Source organism: Streptomyces sp. NBC_00727 (assembly GCF_045161745.1).
GTDB lineage: Bacteria > Actinomycetota > Actinomycetes > Streptomycetales > Streptomycetaceae > Streptomyces.
Genome location: NZ_CP108981.1, coordinates 784553 through 803115, shown reverse-complemented (window position 1 = coordinate 803115; position 18563 = coordinate 784553). Strand labels below are relative to the sequence as shown.

1 protein-coding gene is annotated in these 18563 nt (G+C 74.9%); it reads right to left on the bottom strand.

Going from position 1 to position 18563, the window contains the following annotated elements; all coding sequences use genetic code 11:
• Positions 1-18 precede the first annotated feature (18 nt).
• On the bottom strand, positions 19-18558 hold the full coding sequence (locus OG242_RS03385; RefSeq protein WP_405896724.1) for a hypothetical protein: 18540 nt from the start codon (positions 18556-18558) through the stop codon (positions 19-21).
• Positions 18559-18563 lie beyond the last annotated feature (5 nt).

Below are 18563 nucleotides of genomic sequence, written 5' to 3'. Positions count from 1 at the left end.
ATCGGGCGGTGCCCGTGGTCAGGCGCCGGGTGGGGTGGCCGAGAAGCGGCGGCCGTCGAAGTACAGGTTCAGCGGGTCGCCCTCCTCCGGTCCGAACGCGCGGACGCCGTCGCCGGGTCCGAGCACCCGCACCGGCCGTCCGGTATCCCGGGCGACCAGCGCGGCCAGGGTCGCCACGTACGCCGGGGAGTCGGGGCGTGCCAGGACCAGCGCGAGGCGCGCGGCTTCGTCGAGTCCGGCCTCGTCCACGGTCACCCGGCCGCTCTGGAGGATCGACTGGGCGCGCAGCGCGTCGGTGAGGGCATCGATCCGGGCAAGATCATCGATGCTCACCAGCGTCTCGCCCTCGGGGAGTTCGGCGTCCTCCGGGGCCCGGCGTGCCGCCACGTCCGTACGCGCCCACGCGCGCAGCGCGCCGTGCGGGTCACGCGATCCGGTCCACGCCGGGGCGTCGCCCGACGCGGTGAGCAGCCGGGAGAGCGAGGCCACGAAGGAGTCCGGACGCTCGCCCCGGGGGACCGGGGGAGGGCCGCCCGCGTCCTCGGCGTCCTCGTCGTCGCCGTCCTCCTCCGAGTCCGTGTCGGACGCGTCGGTCTCCGCGTCGGACTCCTCCTCGATCCTGGGCGGCGCCGGCCGGCCCGTGCGGATCGGCCAGCCCGCCGGTGTACGGGCGAACGAGCCCGTCGGGAGCGGCACCGTGCCGTCGCCCGCCGCCGCGCGCTCCGCCTCCAGGAGGGTCACGAGGTCGGTCAGGTCGTTCTGCGCGTTGCGCTGCCTGTCCGCCTGACGGGCCTGTTCGGCGAGGGCTTCGCCGACTCGGCGTTCGAGGCCGTCCACCCCCTGCTGGGCCGTGTCCAGTGCCGTGACCGTGGCGTCGTGGCGTTCGGTTGCCGCGGTCAGGGCCTCGCGGGCCTCCCGGTCGGTCCGCGACGCCGTCGTGGCCGTGTCACGGGCGCGGGTCAGCGCGGTGGCCGCGGCGCCGGCCGCGTCGCGGGCCATGTCACGGCGCCGGGCGGCGTCCTCGGCCGCGTGCCGGGCGGCGTCGGCGGCGCGCTCGGCCGTCTCGGCCGCCGTCCTGGCCGTCTCCAGCGCGGCGCGGGCACCGTCCCGGCGTACGGTGCGGCGACCGACCGACCCGTTGGACCTGTCCGAGCCGCCGGACCGGCCCGACCTGGCCGAACCGCCGGAGCTGGAACCGCCGCGCTCGGCCGCCTCGGCCACCGCCTCCCGCAGGCTGCGTTCCGTCGCCTCCAGATGCTCCCGCGCGTCGCGGACCGCCTCCCGGGCCTCCTCCGCCTCGTGGGTCGCCGCCGTCGCGCGGGACCGGCGGTCCTCGGCGTCGGCCGTCAGCTCCGCGACGCGGGTGCGGCGTTCCCGGTCGGTGCGTTCGGCGGCGGTGACCGCGTGGTCGGCGGCCGTACGGGCGTCCCGGGCGTCCCGCGCGGCGGCCCGGGCGTCGTCCACGTCCCGCCCCGCACGCGCCACCGGTGGGCGGGCCTCGTCCAGTGCCCGGCGCGCGCCGGGCAGTTCGGCCTGGAGCCCCGCCTCCTCGGCGCGGGCCGCCTCCTCCGCGTGCGCCGCCGCGTCCAGCGCCCCGACCTGTTCCCGGACGGCCGCCCAGCCGGCGCCGTCCTCCTCAGGGCCGGCCGGCTCCGGTTCGCCGTCGGCGTCGAAGCGGCGGAAGCGCACGCCCTCGTCGTCGCGCAGCGCCAGCTCGACCGGACGGCGCAGCAGCGCTGCCGCCCCGGCGGCGGCGTACAGTGCGCGGGCCGTCTGCCCGGGACCGCCGTCCACGGCCAGCCATATCTGCACGCCCTCCACGGCCGCCCCGTCGTCCGCCCGGACGCCGTCCGCCAGCAGCGTCGGCAGGTCGCGCAGCGGCCCCGTGCGCCAGTCGCGCAGTACGGCGTCGGCGGCGGCACCGGCCGGGGCGCCCGCCGCGTGGGCGCGGGCGTCGGCGGCCTCCCGCACCAGGGCGGCACCGTCGAACGTCCCGGCGTCGGTGCGGGCGCCGGTCACACCGAGGCCCAGCAGATCGCGCTCCAGGGGGCGCATCCGCACCGTGCCCGTCACGTACCGCACGCCGTCCGGGCCGTGCACGGTGATCAGCGCGTCGGCGAGGATCTCGTGGCTTCGGGTGCCGCGCGAGCCCTCCGGGGCGCTGGTGTTGCCGTGCTTGAGCCAGTCCCGGCGGGTGCCGCTCACGGCGGCGCCGGGGCCGGGGGCCTGCGGCTGGCGGGCCAGCACCGGGACGGTGAAGTTGACGATGTGCCGGTTGTCGTCGGAGGCGGCGAGCCCGCCCTGCGCCGCGAGCCCGGCGGTGACGCCCGCCTGCGAGGAGGACGCCGCGCCGAACGTGCTCAGCCGCAGCCGGTCCACCGTCACATCCCCCGTGTCGGTGACCGGGCGCGGTCGGTACAGCTCCACCGTGAGGCGGGGCGGGGTGCCCGGCGCGCCCTGGACGGGGTAGGCGCCCGGCATCGTCGTGGTCGGACCGGCCGGGCCGCGCGGGTGGTCCAGCGAGAGGGTGCCGGACTGGATCAGCTCACCCACGCGCACGGCCGTGGCGTCCGCCGAGCCGGATGCGGTCAGGGAACGCCAGGAGCGGGTCAGCGCCGGCGCCACCTCGCCCAGCGCCGCGGCCAGTTCCGCGCCGCCGTCGAAGGCGTACACGGGGGCCGGGCCGTGCGGCACGAAGCGGTCCCCGGTGACCGTGGGCCGTGCGGTGTGCCGGGCCACCGGCAACGGCGCGGGCGCGGGGGCCGGGTCGCCGGTCTCGCTGCCGGTGAACCGCAGCGCGGCGGCGGTGTACACGGTGGTCGTCCGCGCCGGCCGGCCGCCGAACAGGTGCGCGATGCGGTCGGCGAGCGTGGCGTCCGCCTCGGTGAGGCTCAGCACGCCGTGCTGGAACAGGCTGCCCGGCAGGTCGAGCAGCCACTGCGCGGCCGGGGTCGACCGCACCTCGGCCACCACCCGGTACGGCACGCCCTCGAAGTCGGCGGCGCTGTCGGTGCGCTGCCAGAAGCGGTCCTCGGCGGAGCGGGTGACGCGCGCCGCGTTGCCGCGGGTCGTGTCGGCGCTGAGCAGCACGCCCGCCCGGTCGGTGCGCGGGCCGCCGGTGGGCCGTGGGAAGCGCGACTGGAGCTGTACGAACCCGGCGTGCCGCACACTGCGCGCCGTCCGGTCGGTCACCGCGGAGGGCACATGGCCGAGGAACTGCTCGATGCCCGACCCCGCCGCCGCCGGGTGCCCGCGCAGCGCACGCAGCGCGTGGTCGTCGGCGTCCGGCTCGGTGCGCAGCGTCACCTCGACCAACTGGGCTCCGCCGTAGCCGAGATAACGGAACCGGAAGCGCTGCACATGGCCGGGGCCGCGACCGGCGAGGGTGCGCAGGCCGGCCGTCGACGACAGGTCCGCGATACGGGTCGCCACGCCCGGCAGATGGGAGGAGTGGCCGGGCCGGGTGATACCGGGCGCCTCCTCCTCGATCAGCGCGAGGAGCCGCTGCCGCAGCACGTCGGGGCGCTGCACCGTGCGCGTCGCGTCGGTGAACTGGTCCACCGCGAGCACGCTGCCCAGACCCACTTCGCGGGAGGCCGTGAAGCGGCGCGGCAGCGGCACCGAGCCCACCGCCGGGCCCGGTACGGCAAGACCGGGCACGCCTGCGAACCACGCGGCGTGCCGCCGGATCTGCGCCGGGGTGGCCAGGAACCGCACCCCGTCCGTCAGGTCCAGCGCCACGGTCACCGCGCGGCCCTCGCCCTGCCCGAACGCGTTGCCGACGACGTTGCGGCGGCCCCGGCGGAACGTCACCAGCAGCGTCGCGTCGGCCGTGATCCGGTGCTGGGTGCCGCTCTCGGTGGCGGTGCGGTAGGCGGTCGTCGTGGAGCCCAGCGCCCGCGACCGCTCGCTCCGGGCCGTGCGGGTGTAACGGCCCGACGGGTTCAGTGTGCCCGGCCGGGACGCCGGCGGCGCGCTCTCCTCCTGACCGGTGCGGTCGGCGCGGGTCACCAGGACGCCGTCGAAGTCGTTGCCCGCCGCCTGGTCGGCGGCCGGTGTCTGGCTCGACGACGTGTTGCGGACCGCGCGGAGGCCGCCCGCCCACTGCGAGGTGCCTGCCGCGCCCCGCTGCTGCGCCGCTCCGTCGGTGGCGCTCAGACCGGTCTCGAAGTACTGCGCGAAACCGTCCGTCGCCCGGGGCCGCCGCAGCACGCCGCGGATCTCCACCGACAGCACCTCGTCCGAGGCGAGCCCCGGCAGGGTCAGGCCCTCCACCACGTAGGCGCCCTTGAACACCTGGTGCCCCCGGGCCAGCAGTGCGGCGGGGTTGCGCGCGGCGGACAGCATCTCCGCCGCCACCGTCGTCGGATCGGTGGCCGCCGCGCCCGCCAGCGACTCGCCCAGCGCCCGGCCGGCCCGCGCCACCGGACGCGGGGTGTGCCCGGCGACCGCGTCCCGCACGTCGTCCAGCAGACCGCGCGCCGGATGCCCCGGGTAGGTGTTGCCGAGCACCGCGCGGAACGCCGAGTCCAGCGCGGCGGACGCCTGGAACACCTCCATGATCGCGTCGTCCGGCAGCAGCACCGTGTCCGGCAGCGCGGCGCCGTCCTCGCCGGTGAGGTCGAGCAGGTCCCGGTCGGCGTCGGTGGCCGCGCGCAGCACCGGCGCCGGGGGAGCCGCCGGCACCGGCGCCCCGGCGGGAAGCGTGCGGTGCGTCGGCACCGAGAGGCGCAGCGTGCCCGGCACCCGGTCCGGCGGCGGACCCAGCGGCTCGGCGGGCGGGGCGCCGTGCGGCACGAACGGCACCTCCACCGTCTCGTGCGCGAAACGCACCGACGGCTGCTCACCGGGGCCCTCGTACAGGTCCAGCGCGAGATCGGCCGGCACCTCGAAGACCTCGCTGCGCTGCCCGGCCCCACTCCCGATGAACAACTGGTCGTGCCCGACGCCCAGCTGCACGCTGTTGTCGTGCCGCACCTGGTCGCCGCGCACATAGTCGCCGCTGCCGCCCAGCGTCCACGAGCCCTTCGGCAGCCCGAACGAGCCGCCACCGCCGTACGAGAGGCCGTACGACGAACCGCGGTGGTCGGCGCCCGCCGCCGACAGCGACGCCACGCCCATGCCCTGCACGTCCGGCAGCACCCGGCTGTGCACGCTGTCGCCGTCGCCGCGCACCGCGCTGAGCACCAGCCGCACCCGCCGCGTCCCGGTCGCGGTCGGGATCTCCAGGAACAGCGAGTGGCCACCGTCCAGCATGGCGTCCGTGGCGGCTCGCTGCCCCACCTCCGAACGACCCTGCTCGAACCGGCGCAGATTGTTCAACTGTGCCTGCACCAAGGCCTCGTCGGGCAGCACCCGGTTGCGTCCCGGTGTGTCGCCGGGCAGGAAGCCCTCCCGCCGCAGCCAGTTCTCGGCGTGTACGAAGAGGGGTGCGGCGCCGTCCACGGCCAGCGGCGTCGCCGTCGTACCGACCGACCGCAGGTGCTCCAGCTCCGCGGGCAGCCGCCGCAGCTCGTCCGCCGCCGGTGCGTGTCCGTTGGCGTCCTCGGCGGTGAGCAGTCGCAGGTGCATGCCGCGCGGCCAGGCGTCCGGGGTGAACTCCCGCCGCCCGCCGCCCGGCAGGTGCAGGACCAGGGTGTGCCGCACCTCGGCCGGGGCCAGCAGATGGCTGCGGTTGGTGCGCACGGCGTGCATCAGCGCCGTACTGCCGCTCTGCACCAGCTCCTCGTGGGTGCCCGCCTGCGCGGACACCCGCCCCAGCACACCGCCGCCGGGCCGTTGCGAGGCGTTCGGATGCCCCTGCGACCGGTCCGCGGTGAGCGCCGGTCCGACGCTCCCGGACAGGGTGAGCCCGCTGCTGAACCGCGACTGCGAGTCCAGCTTGACCACCTGCGTCAGATGGCTCTCCAGGTTGATCTTGCCGGCCACGCTGCGCCGCAGCGGTTCGCCCACGACGACCTCGGTCCGCAACTGGAACATGCCCAGGGCGCGCCCCGAGGTGTCGAGCAGCACCGGCGAGAACACCCCCCGGTCCCGCTGCATGGGCAGGGTGCCCCGCAGCAACGGCTCCGACAGGAACGTCTCCAGCTCCGCCGCCGAGTCCTCGTCCAGCGTGCTCAGTGCGGTGCCGAAGAAGCCCAGCGCCTCCGCGAGCAGCCGCTGCGGCTCGGCGACCGTGTCCACGCCCCACACCGGCAAGTCGTCCAGGCCGGCCGCCTCCGGCAGCTCATCCGCCTCGTCCCGAGCGAGGTGCTGCGGGAACCAGAACGTCACCGGCCCGTGCGCCTGTGGCGGCCCCCAGGTGACCGGCGGCGCCAGCCGTGGCGCGTCCACCCGCACCTCCCACGAGGCCGTGAAGTCGTACGGCTCCGAGGGCTCGTTGCTGCGCTGCGCCGACGTGGTCTGCACGACCGTCGTCACCGACGACGTCGAGGACAGCTGGTTCAGGGTCATCGCCAGCGTCAGCGCCACGTCGACACCGCGCACCGGGATGGCCCGCGTCACCGGGAAGAGGCCCGTCCACGGCAGCAGCAGGGTGCGGACCGTGCCCGACGCTTCAGCGGACACCGACTCCTGGGTGCCGATGCCGCGCCGCTCCACGCGCACGTCCCGCTCGGCGCCCTCCGTCTGCCCGTATCGCGCCGACGCCACCGGGTTCGACAGCCGCATCCGCACGTCCACGGTCCGGTCGCGGCCGTCCACCCGGACGGTGAAACGAAAGCCCAGACTGCCGCGCACATAGGGCAGGTTGAGTATCAGCTGCTCGCCGCTCGCCACCGCCCTGAGCTGCTCACGCACCGGGTGCGTGTCCGGGGCGTGCGCCAGCCCCAGTGCGCCCATCACCTGCCGGTGCAGCCCGTCCACCACCGCCGGAGGCAGCGGCTCCAGGTACACCAGGCCCACGTTGCCGTCCAGTTGGGCGCCGTAGGCGAGCACGTAGGTGGAGGAGGGTGCGGGCACCGGTGCCCGGGAGGTGGGCCAGGCGGGGGCTTCGGTGGCCGGGACGGGAGTGGTGTCCGGATCGGTGGGGGTGTCGGTGACCGCGTCCGTGTGGTCGTGGAGGCGCGGCCCGGCATCGGTGACGTTCTCGATGGTGGCGAGGTAGCGGTGGGGGAGGGAAGCGGGCGCGGGGGTGTCGATGGTGGCCATGAGGCCGTCGGTGCGGACGGCGGTGGCGTCGGGGTGGTTGCGGAAGAGGAAGTCGTTGTCGCGCTGTTCGTCGGGCAGGCCGAGGTAGTGCAGGAGTTCGTGCAGGAGCTGGCTGTCGGTGTGGTTGAGGTCGAGGTGGGTCTGGTCGGGCCGTGCGGGGGCGTCCGTGTGCGTGAGAGTGATGACTTCCGGGTGCTCCGGGCTGTCGACGAGGTTGACGTTGACGTGGAGCTGGTCGCCCGAAGTGGGCAGCGCGTAGCCGGTGTTGAGGTGGTGGTCCACGAGCCGGCCGAGGCGCTCCGCGAGCCGGGCGGTGTGCTGGGCGTCGGCGGCGTTGACGGGGAGGTTGAGGGTGTAGTCGCGTACCCACTGGCCGCTCGGGGCCTGGATACGGCGGACCTGGGCGCGGATGAGGGTGGTGGCGCCGGAGAGGAGTCCGGACCGGGGGGCGTCGGCGGTGGGGTCGGCGTGCGGGTCGAAGCGCTCGGTGCGGAGGGTGGCAGGGCGTGCGTGCGGGCGGAGGTGGTGCCAGGTGTCGGGGTGCGCGGGCCGTGCGACACGGGGTGCGGGTCGGTCGTCGCTGGGGTCGCGGCGGGGGGCGGGGCGGCGGCGCCCGGCGGGTCGGGTGCTGGGCGCGTCCTGCGGGCCGCGCGGCGCACTGGACGTCGGGATCGCGGTGAGCGGGGCCGCGTCGCTGGCCGTGTAGTGGTTCAGCCCCCAGTAGTGGACCTCCAGGACCCGGCCCGCGGTGGGTGAGCCGACGCGGGTCACCGTGCCGAGGCCTGTCGTGGGATCGGGCCGCAGCACCTCCACCGTGACGCCGAGGGTGTCGGCGAGCAGCGGCAGGAACATCTCGCCCTGGTCGCTCTGCCAGGCGCCGGACCAGTTCCGCACGGCGGCGAGGGCGTGGTTCAGCTCCTCGTCCGTGAAGGGCACGGTGCTCTCGGTGTAGGCGGAGTCGATGACCTGACGGAGCTGGGCGTCGTCCAGTTCGTCGAGGGAGGGCAGCCGGCCGGTGTCGCGCAGGTGGTTGAACATCCGGATGACACCGGGGTCGGCCGGGCGGTCGGTCACCCCGTCCTCGGTCAGCGCGGCGTCGTAGCGCGCGTTGAGGTCGCTCAGCTCCTCGGGCCGGCGCAGTCCGTCGATGCCGTAGCGCCGGGCGGTGGCGAGGAGTTGGGAGCGGTTCATGGCGGCCGTGGTCCGGGTGAAGTGCGGTGCCGGCGTCTGGCGTACCTGGCCCACCACGTCCTGCGGCAACGGCCGTCCGCCCCCGTGCGCGTCGAGCAGCCGCTGTTCTGCCGCCGAGCGGAGGTGGTCGGCGGCGATCAGCAGATGGTTGCGGGCCTGCCGGGCCGCGGGGGAGGTGTCGCTGCGGGCGGCCAGGCCCAGACCGGCGCGCACCTCGTCGGTACGGCCCAGCCAGGCATACGTCTCCGGGGCCCGGGTGCTCAGTCCGGGCACCCGCTCGCGGACGCGCTGCGGGTCGGTGCCGATGAACGTGTAGAGGATGCAGCGGCCGTCGCCGATCGTGGGCACGGTGTTGCCGCGCGGCGCGCGCACCTGGAAGGGCTCGGAGGGGGGTGGCGGCGGGGCCGCGCTCTCCGGGTCGGGGTCGGGGTCGGGGTCCGGGTCCGGGTCGGCGTCGGATTCGGAGCGGGTGTCGCTGTGGGCGTCGCCGTCCTTGCCGTGCTCGGAGGTGCCCTCGCTCTTGGGCGGGACCGAGGGCACCGGGTCCGGCACGGTGAGCGCGGTCTCCACCTCGGACGGGTCGTCACGGTCGTCGGAGTCGTGGTCGCCGGAGTTGTGGTCGTCGGAGTTGTGGTCCGAGACGACCGAGCCGGTGGAGTCCGGATCGGCGTCGGAATCGGTGTCGTCCCCGGTGGCGGGGGTGTTGCCGGTGGAGGGGCCGGCCGTCCTGGGTAGCCCGGAGCCCGGCGGGTGCGGGGGCATGGAGGACAAGGACGACCGCGAGGGCGGCACCGCTACGGGCCCGTTCGCCAGGACCGGCCCCGCCGCCGCAGGCAGGGCGGTCTCCGCGGCGGCGCGCCGGGTGGCGGCGTCGTCGCGGCGGCCGAGGATGTCGTCCAGCGCACGGTCGATCTCGCGGAGGCTCAGCTCGGCCCGGTCGTGCGACTCCTGCGCGTCCTGGCGGGCCAGGTCGGTGTCGTCGGCGTGGCCGCGCGCCGTGTCGGCGTCGGAGCGCAGTTCGCGTGCGGTGTCGCGGAGGTCCGGGAGCGGGGCTTCGAGCTCCTTGAGAGCTGCCTCGTCCCGGGCGAGGGAGACCTCGGACTGCCGGAGGTTCGTCCGGTCGAGCGCCACCTTCTTGCGGACGCCGTCCAGTTCGCCATCGATCCGGTCGACCTCGGCGGTCGCGGCGTCGATCCGCTCGGTCAGCCGCGGGTCGACGGGCGGGGGCGTCGCGGGGGCGGCCGTGGGCGTGGACGAGGTGCCGGTCCCGGTGTCCGCGGGCGTCGACGAGGTGCCGGTGTCCGTGGGCTTCGATGAGCTGCCGGTCCCGGTGGCCGGGTCCGGCGCGGGGGGCGCGGCGGCGGTCTCGTTCAGGGCGTCGAGGCGGGCCTGCGCCGCCTTCAGGCCGGCGTCGAGACCGCTCTGCCGGCGCCCGCCCTCGGTGAGGGATTCCGTGAGCGCGTCGATCGTGCCGCGGGTGGTGGCGATGTCCGTGGTCAGCTTGTCGATCCGGCCTTCGAGGTCGCTGACGTCCTGCTCGGCCGCGTCGGCCCCGGTCTCCGCCGAGGTGGCCGCCCGGTCGGCGTCGTCGGCAGCCTTGCGCCCGTCGTCCAGCGTCGTGACCGCGTCGCGCAGGCCGTCCACCGCGTCCGTCCGCAGGTTCCGCATCTCGGTCTCGTCGGCGAGGGCCTGCGCGTGGTCGCCGTGCGCGCGGTGCAGATCGTTCGCGACGGTCTCGAAGCCGGACCAGGCGCGGTCCAGCGCCGGATCGCCGAGGGGCGGCGTGCCCTCCGTGCCCGGCGCCCCGGAAGGGGTGGCCCTCAGGACACCGTCCGGGCCGAACGACCAGAACCGCAGCCCCTCCGGCCCACGCGTCACCAGCTCCACCGGATGCCCGGTGAGCCGGGCCGTACGGGACGACCCGTACAGCGCGAGGGCGAGCCGGGAGCCGTCCGGGTCCGCGCCGGTCGCCAGCCAGAACTGGTACCCGTCGTCGTCAGGATCGACCCCGGCGATCAGGGCGTCCGGCAGGTCGCGCGGGGGTGTGGACGCCCACTGCCCCGGCGCGGTGCCGGTCTGCGAGGCCAGCAGCGCGGGCAGGTCGTAGACACGCGGAAGGGGCCGGGGCGGGGTGATGCCGTGGCCCAGCGCGTCGCGCTCCTCGATGCGGAGGGTGGCCGTACCGGTGACGTGCCGCACCCCCTCGGGGCCGCTGACCTGGATGTGCACGTCCGCCTGGACCTCGTACCCACGCGTTCCGCGCCCGTCGGCCGGGGCACTGGTGCTGCCGGTCTTCAGCCACTCGCGGCGCCCGCCCGAGACGTTGCCGCCGAAGTTGCTGGGGTCGATGGGCCGTTGGAGTACGGGCGGGGTGGCGCCGACCAGATTGCGGTCGGGGTCGTCGGCGCTCAGCACGAACGGCAGGGACAGGCCGAGGCCGGTGTCGTTGCCGGACACCGTGCCCGAGGTGTCGGTGACGATACGCAGCCGGTCCACGGCGATGTCGCTGCTCTCGGTGACCACCCGGGGCCGGTACAGGGACACCGTCAGAGTGGGCCCCTCCGGGGAGTCCAGGAGCGGGAAGGCGCCCGGCATGGTCGGCAGCATCCCGCCGACCTGGCGCGGGTTGTCGAGCGTGATCGAACCGGCCTGGAGCAGCTCCCCGAGACGCACCGAGGCGTTCTCGTCCGAGGTGGAAGCCGGCTGCGCGCGCCAGCCGCTGCCGGTGGCCGGCGCCACCTGGTCGAGAGCCGTGTAGAGCTGGTCCCAGGCGCTGAAGCCGTACACCGGGACGTTGCCGTTCGGGTGGAACAGCCCGTCGTCGCGCAGCGCGGGCTGCCCGTGCGGCGCCGGCCGCGGGTCGACCCGGGACACCGAGACGGGGACCGGCAGCGGGTTGCCGCCGCGCGGGTCGGCCGTCTCACCGCCCGCGAACCGCAGGCTGACGTGGGCCGGGACCCGGGTCCGGCCGCCGATCTCGCCGGCCAGGGTGCGGCTGATCCAGTTCCGGGTCGTCGCGTCGGCGTCGCTCCAGGCGATGAACCCGCGCTGCACCAGCGCGCCCACCACGTTCGGCGGCCAGTCCGTGACCCAGGTGGAGCGGACGGTGGCGACCAGTTCGTAGTCCAGGCCGTCGAAGTCGGCGGCGTTGTCGGTGCGGAGCCAGAACCGGTCCTCGGCGGTCCGGCCCCGCTTGTCGGTCTTGACACTGGCCGACGTCCACTGGGGGGAAGGGCCGAGCCGGTCGGTGCGGTCGTCCGCGTCGGGCCGGGTGAAGCGGGCCGTCGGATTGAAGGTGACCCGGTGCTGCCGGCTCACCGTGTTCGCGGTGGACCGGCCCGCCGGGGTCTGCGACGTCCAGCTCTCCAGCCCCGACTTGTCGCCGGGGACGGCGATGCCGCGGCGCGCGCCCCGGTTGGCGGCGGTGGTCGTGGGCCGGGCCGAGAACGTGACCTCGACCAGCGCCGCGCCGCCGAAACGGTGGTGCCGGAAGCTGAACCGGGCCTGTCCGCCGCCGCGTCCGATCAGCGCGCGTTTGCCCGCGGTGCTCGTCTGGTCGGCGATCAGGGTGGCGACGCCGGGCAGGTATGAGGCGTGGCCGGGGGTGGTGACGCCGGGCGCGTACCGGTCGAGGAGGCCGCGCACCTCGTTCTGGAACCGCTGGCGCTGCGCGGTGCCCGGCCGGCCGGTGGGGCCCAGTTCGGTGACCGAGGTGACCGAGGCCAGGCCCAGCGTGCCGTCCCGGACATAGCGGCTGGGCAGTGGCGGGCTCGCCAGGCCTGTGGGCGGCACGTCGGCGGGCAGCCCCTCGACGCCGCCCATCCACTGCCGGTCGCGACGCAACTGGCTGTCGGTCATCAGGAATTGGAGGCCCTGCGGTACGTCCACGGCGAGCTGGACGGTCTGCCCGTTGGCGTAGCCGACGAAGTTCGCGAACGCGTTGCGGTGCCCGGAGCGGATGGTGATGACATAGGTGAGGTCGGCCGTGACCCGGTGCTGGATGCCCGTCTGGGTCGGTACCCGGTTGGTCGTCGTCGTACTGATCGAGGTGTCGGACTTGTCCGCCTTGCGGGCGTACTGGTAGCGCAGGGACGGGTTGAAGCGGGACGGCTGCCGGGTCTCCGCCGTGCTGGGCTGCGGTGTGGAGGTGGCGCCGTCCTGCTGCGTGTTCGGCTCCGGGTCGGTGGCGGGGGCGGGCGACTTCGGGTTGTTCTGTGTCGCCGTGCCCGCCAGCCCGAACTGGTGCGTCTTGCCGAGGCCCTTGAGCTGCTGCGCCGAGTCGGCGGCGGCGACGTCCGACTCCATGTACTGGCTCGTGCCGGACGTCAGCCGGGGGTGGTGTGCGACGGCCTGGATCTCCACGGAGAGCTGCCCGTCGGCGCCGAGGCCCGGCAGGGTCAGGCCCTCCACCACGTAGCTGCCGCCGAGTATCTGCTGTCCGCGCGCGACCAGCGAACCGGGCGAGAGCGCCGCGGCCCGGGACTCGGCGGCCACCGTGGTGGGGTCGGCGAACGGGTTGCCGGTGAGCGAGTTGCCGACGAAGCCGGTGAAGCGGCTCAGCAGCGAGGGCGCCGGAGCGAGGGAGACCGGACCGGGGGCCGGAGCGGTGGTTCCGGTGGTGGGTGCCGCGCCGGTGACGATGCGCTGGAAGGCGTCCTGGAGGGCCTCCGAGCCCCGCATCACGTCCACCAGGGCGTCGTCCGGGACCCGCACCACGTCAGGGCGCGGCCGGCCGGTGTTGTCCGTGAGGGCCAGCCGGTCCCGGTCGAGCCGCGAGACAGGGCGTACGGTGAACGGCCGGCCGGCCGGCTCCGGCGCCGGGGCGTCCAGGGTCCGGCCGTGCGGCACGCCCAGCCGGACGGTGCCGGGCACCCCCGCCAACACGGTGCCCGGCGCGGACTCCAGGTCACCGGGCGGGTGCGGCCGGGGCTCCGGGGTGCCGAAGCGGACCTGCGGCCCGGGGCCCGTGCCCTCGTACAGATCGAGCGTGAGGCGGGCCGGTACGTCGAACTCGTGGGCGTCCTGGCCCGAGCTGATGAAGAACTGGTCCTGCCCGACCGTCGACGAGGTGGTGTTGCCGAGCGAGGCGTTGCCGACGTACTGGTAGTCGCCGGTGCCGCTCAGCGTCCAGGAGCCGTTCGGCGTGGGAATGCTGGGGCCGCCGCCGAAGCCGAGGCCGCCGCTGTAGCTGTTGCCGAGTCTGCCGTTGCCGCCGGCCGTCGACGAGGACACGCTGATGACGGCGACGCCGGGGAGCACTCTCCTGTGTACGGGCGGCCGGTCCCGGTCCGCGTTCGCGCCGAGCACCAGCCGCACGCGGCGCCGCCCCGTCGACGAGGGCGTCTCCAGGAACAGCGAGTGCCCGCCGTCCACCATGGAGTCCGTCGCGCCCCGCAGCCCCAGCCCGGAGCGCAGTTCCTGGAGCCGCCGCAGGTTGTTCAACTGCGCCTGCACCAACGTTTCGTCGGGCATCCGGCCCCGGCGCGGCGCGGTCGCGGGCGGTGGCAGGAAGCCCTGGTCGCGCAACCAGGTCTCGGCCTCCGCGAACAGCGGGGCCGCGCCATCCACACCGAGCGGCGCCGTCGACTGCCCGATCGAGCCGAGCGACGCCAGCTCGGCGGGGAGCTGCCTGACCTCGGACCCGGCCGGCGTGTGGCCCCGGGCGTCGTCCGCGCTGAGCATGCGCAGGTCGAGGCCGTGCTGCCAGGTTCCCGGCGCGTACGAGTCGGTGCTGCCGTCCGGCCGGATCAGGGTGACGGTGTACGAGACGTCGGCCTCGGTCAGCAGATGGCTGCGATTGGTGCGCAGCGCGTGCACGGAGGCCGCCGAGGAACTGGTGCCGAAGGCGTTCTGCGCGCCGAGCTGGAGGGTGCCTTTACCGCTGAAGCTCCCTCCGACGGAGACGGTGGCGTCCGGGTGGTCCGGCCGGGTGTCACCGGTGAACGACGGGCCGATGCTGCCGGTGAGGGCGACACCGCTGTTGAACGTGGTGTTCTGGTCGTTCTTGACCGTGTTGACGAGGTGGCTCTCCAGGTTGATCTTCGCGTCGATGCTCTTGGCGACCGGCGCGGTCGGCGTGACCCGCGCGTCCAGCCGCACCATGCCGACGGCCCGGCCGTTGCCGTCCGTCAGCACCGGCGAGTACAGCCCGCCGTCGCGCTGCATCGGCAGTGTGCCGCGCAGCACCGGCTCGGAGAGGAAGTCGGCGAGCTGCGAGGAGGACGTGGCGTCGAGGTCGGCGCGGAAGTGCGCCGCCGCGCCCTCGTACAGCCGCCGGGGGTTGAGCACCGAGTCCACGCCCCACAGCGGCAGGTCGTCCAGGGCGGCCGGGGCGGGCAGTTCCTGGGCGGGGTCGGCGTCCGCGTCCACCAGGTGCTGCGGGAACCAGGCGGTGACCGGCCCGTGCTGCCGCACCGGCGACCAGCCGTCGGCGGGTGCGCCGTCGCTGGTCGAGGCGGTCGGCGCGGGAGCGTCCACGCGGACCTGCCAGTTGCCGTCGAAGTCGTAGGCCCGGGACGGCTCGGCGCTGCGCTGGGCGGTGGTGGTCTGCGTGACCTGGGTGACGGTGACGGAGCCGTCCGCCTGGTTGTGCGTGATGGTCGCGGACAGCGCCATGTCCAGCGAACGGACCGGACCCGACGCGGTGATCGGCAGCGAACCCGTCCAGGGCACCGGGATCGTCGAGAACGTGCCGGACGGCTGCGCCGAGACGTTCTCCCGGGTCCCCTGGCCGCGCCGCTCCACGTGCTTGTCTGGGTCACTGGTGTCCAGCTCCCCCTGCCGCGCGGACGGCCGCCCCCCGCCCAGGGCCAGCCGCACGTCCACGCTCCGGTCGGTGCCGTCGACGCGCAGCGTGACGCGGTGGCCGCCGAGGCTGCGCAGGTACGGCAGGTGCTGGGCCATCTGCACCGCCGACAGCACGTCCCGCAACTGGGCGAGGACCGGGTCGTCGGGGCGCGGGGCCGGCCGGCCGAGGGCGGTGATCACCTGCCGGTGCACGGCGTCCACCACGTCCGGCGGGAACGGCTCCATGAGGACGAGCCCGACCTGCCCGTCGTGCCGCCGCCCGTAGTCGCCGAGGTAGGAGGGGCGGGGCCCGCGCCCACTGGTCGTCTCCGGCTCCGGGTCCGGATCGGGCAGGGGAGTGGTGTCACCGTCCGCCGTGGTGAGCGTCAGCTCCGGCACCACCGGCGGGGGCGTCGCCTCCTCGGAGATGACGACGGGCGGGGGCACGGTCGTGTCGTCCGGGACCGGCGCGGACGTGGTGCTGATCGGGACCATCGGCATGGCTTCGGCGTCCGAGACCGGGTCGACGACGGGCGCGGTGGCAGACGTCGTGGCAGGCGGGACGACCGGTGCCGGCGGGTCCGCGCCGAGGTCACCGGTGACCGGCACAGGAGGCGTCGCGGCGTCGCGCCGCTCACCGTCGAGGCGCGGCCGGGGCGCGTCGGGGGGGTCGCCCACCAGCGTGCCGATGAGCTGGAGGTGCCGGGGCCGCAGCCCGCCCGCCCGGTAGCCGGCTGTTTCCGGCGGGGAGACGGGGACGGGGGCGCCGGTGGCCGGGGGCGCGTCGCCCATCAGGCTCTCGTTGCCGCCGCGGTGCGGCGCGGCCGGGTCGAGGCCGCTCTCGTCGCGCAGGCCGAGCTGGTGGCCGATCTCGTGGGCCAGCGCCGAGTCGGAGATGTCCGCCGGCCACGAGTGGTGCGTGGTGGGCACGCCGTCCGCCGGGTCGGTCAGGGTGACGTCCAGGTGCGGCGTCCGGTCGGCTTCGGCCGGGACGACGGTGACGTGCAGCCGGCTGCCGTCGGGCAGGCGGTGGTCCGGGGTGTTGAACACCCTCCGCACACCCTCTTCGAGCCGCTGCCGCACCCCGTCGACCTCCGGGCCGAGCTGCGGGTCGCCCGTGACGCGGTAGGTGACGGTGAGATCGGTGACGGGCTCACCACCGTGCGTGAACTGCCGTACGTCGAAGGAGGAACGCACCACGTACTGCGTCGGCCTGCCGTCCGGACCCGTGGGCCGCGAGACCGGGTCCACCCACGTGTGACTCCGCGGCGTCGGCGTCGCCCCGTTCCGCGCCTCCTCGAAACTGCCCGGCGCGGGGTGGGACGCCGGGGCGACGGGCGGCGTCGGGGTCAGGACCACCGGCTCCCGTACGTCGTCGGCCACGGGGTCCGGTGCGTCGTTCCGCACGGGGTGCGGCACGTCGTTCCGGTCGGGGTCCGGCGTCGGGTCCGAGGACGACGTGTGCACGGGCGTCGGGCGGGGGGCGGGGCTGACGGCCGGAGCGTCGCCGGGTATGCCGTCCGGGGCGGTTCCCTCGGGGAGACCGGTCGGCGGCGGCGTGGTGCTGCCGGTGACGATCGGCTTGGGCGCTTCGGTGACAGGGGCGTGGGTCTCGGTGTCCCCGGTGCCGTCGGGGTCGGTGATGTCGCTCTCGGCGATGCTGTCGGTGTCACTGAACACGGAGTCCGTGTCCGAGTCGCTCTCGGTGTCGGAGCCGGTGTCCACGCCGGTTCGGGTGTGTGCGTCCGCGTTCGTGTTCGTGTCGGTCGTCGTCGTGTCGTCGGACCGCGGCGAACTCCCCGGACGCGGCGTGCCGTTGCCGGTGTGCGGCTGCTGCTGAACGGTCTGCACCGGAGGCGGATTGCCGGGCGCCGTCACCGGAGGGGCCGTCGTCGGCTTCTGGACCGCCGACGGATCGGTCACCGGGTGAACGTCGGGGTCGGTGACCGTGACGTTGCCGTCGAGGTCCGGGACATCGCTGTGGACGTCCACCCCCTCGATCGTGACGGGGTCCACGTGCACGCCGTCGAAGTGCACGCCGGACGGACCGTGGGCGGTGACCTTGCCGCCGGGCACGTCCACGTCGAGGCCGGGCGACTGGGTCGGAGGCCGGAGGGTGACCGGCCCGTTCCGCCCGCCGCCCGTCGGGGACGGGCCCGGAGCCGGCACACCGTCGCCCGGCCCCGGGGTGGGCGCGCCCGGACCGGGGCCCTTGCCGTCGCCGTCGCCCGGGCGGGGAGCGTCGTCCGCCGTGGACTCGTCCGGCGTGTCCGGGAGGTGCGCGGTGTTCACGGTGGGCGGCTTGGTGAAGTTGAACTTGTTGCCCAGGGCGGACGCGCCCTGCCCCAGGTGCCGTTCGCTGACCGCGCTCAGTCCGCCGCCCAGGAAGGTCATCGGGCCCTCGACGGGGAGGTGGAAGATCGCGGCCGTGGCCAGCTCGCCCAGCGCCTCCGCTCCGCCCTCGGTGAGGAAGTGACCGATGTCCTCACCGAACTCGTGCTTGATCCTGTCCCCGAGGCCGGGGGGCGGGGTGGGGGGCGGCTTGGGCAGCGGGACCGGATTGGGCTTCGGCGTGGGGGTCGGCTCGGGGCCCGGCTTCGGCGTCGGCTTCGGGTCCGGCCGGTGGGAAGGCCCGTCGTTGAGGTGATGGTTGTCGAACTTGTCGTTGTGGAACTTGTTGCCGTTGCCGTCGATGCCCTTGAACGGGTTGTTCCCGCTGCCCCAGAGGTTCTTGAAGTTCTTCTTCAGGTTCTTGAGGATGTCGTTGAGGAACCCGTGGAACAGGCCGGTGAACGCGCCGAAGACACCGTCCTGGACGATCTGCGACCAGTCGAAGCCGTGCGGCCGCCGCCCCTTGGGCGCGCCCAGCATCATCGCGAGGCGAACGGCGAACGTCGTGAACGCCTCTTCGATCATCTCGGAGAGGGCCGGCAGCAGGTGGGTGCGCTTCATCAGCCAGTCGAGCAGCGTGAGGATCGCCACCCGGCTGCGTGCCTTGGCGACCGCCGCCTGGCTGGAGGCCGAACCGCCGGTGAAGATGGACAGCACCATGATGATGGCCAGTTCGATCAGCAGCCGGATCAGCTCGGCGATGATCTGCCACTTGGCCTCCATGATGTCCATGGAGGACTTGGTGCGCGCCTTCTCCAGATCGTCGAGCTGGTCGGCGAAGTCCTTCAGGTAGTTCTTGCCGCCGTTGTCGAGGAACAGGTGCATGGCCTTGACGTACTGGTTGCCCACCTGCGGCGGCAGCGAGCGCCCCACGCCACCCGCGGTCTGCTCGATCAGGTCCGACAGGTCCCGCACCCGCCGCCCCAGCCGCCCGTAGGGCCGGCCGTTGGCGAAGGCCATGTCCTCGTCGGCCTGCAGCATTTTCTCACCGATCAGCACGAACAACAGATTGTTCAGCTGCGGTGAAACCTGAATGCTCATGGGGC

Bases quoted from the DNA above. Each gene is read 5' to 3' on its own strand.
- OG242_RS03385 (WP_405896724.1), bottom strand. From the start codon at position 18,558: ATGAGCATTCAGGTTTCACCGCAGCTGAACAATCTGTTGTTCGTGCTG.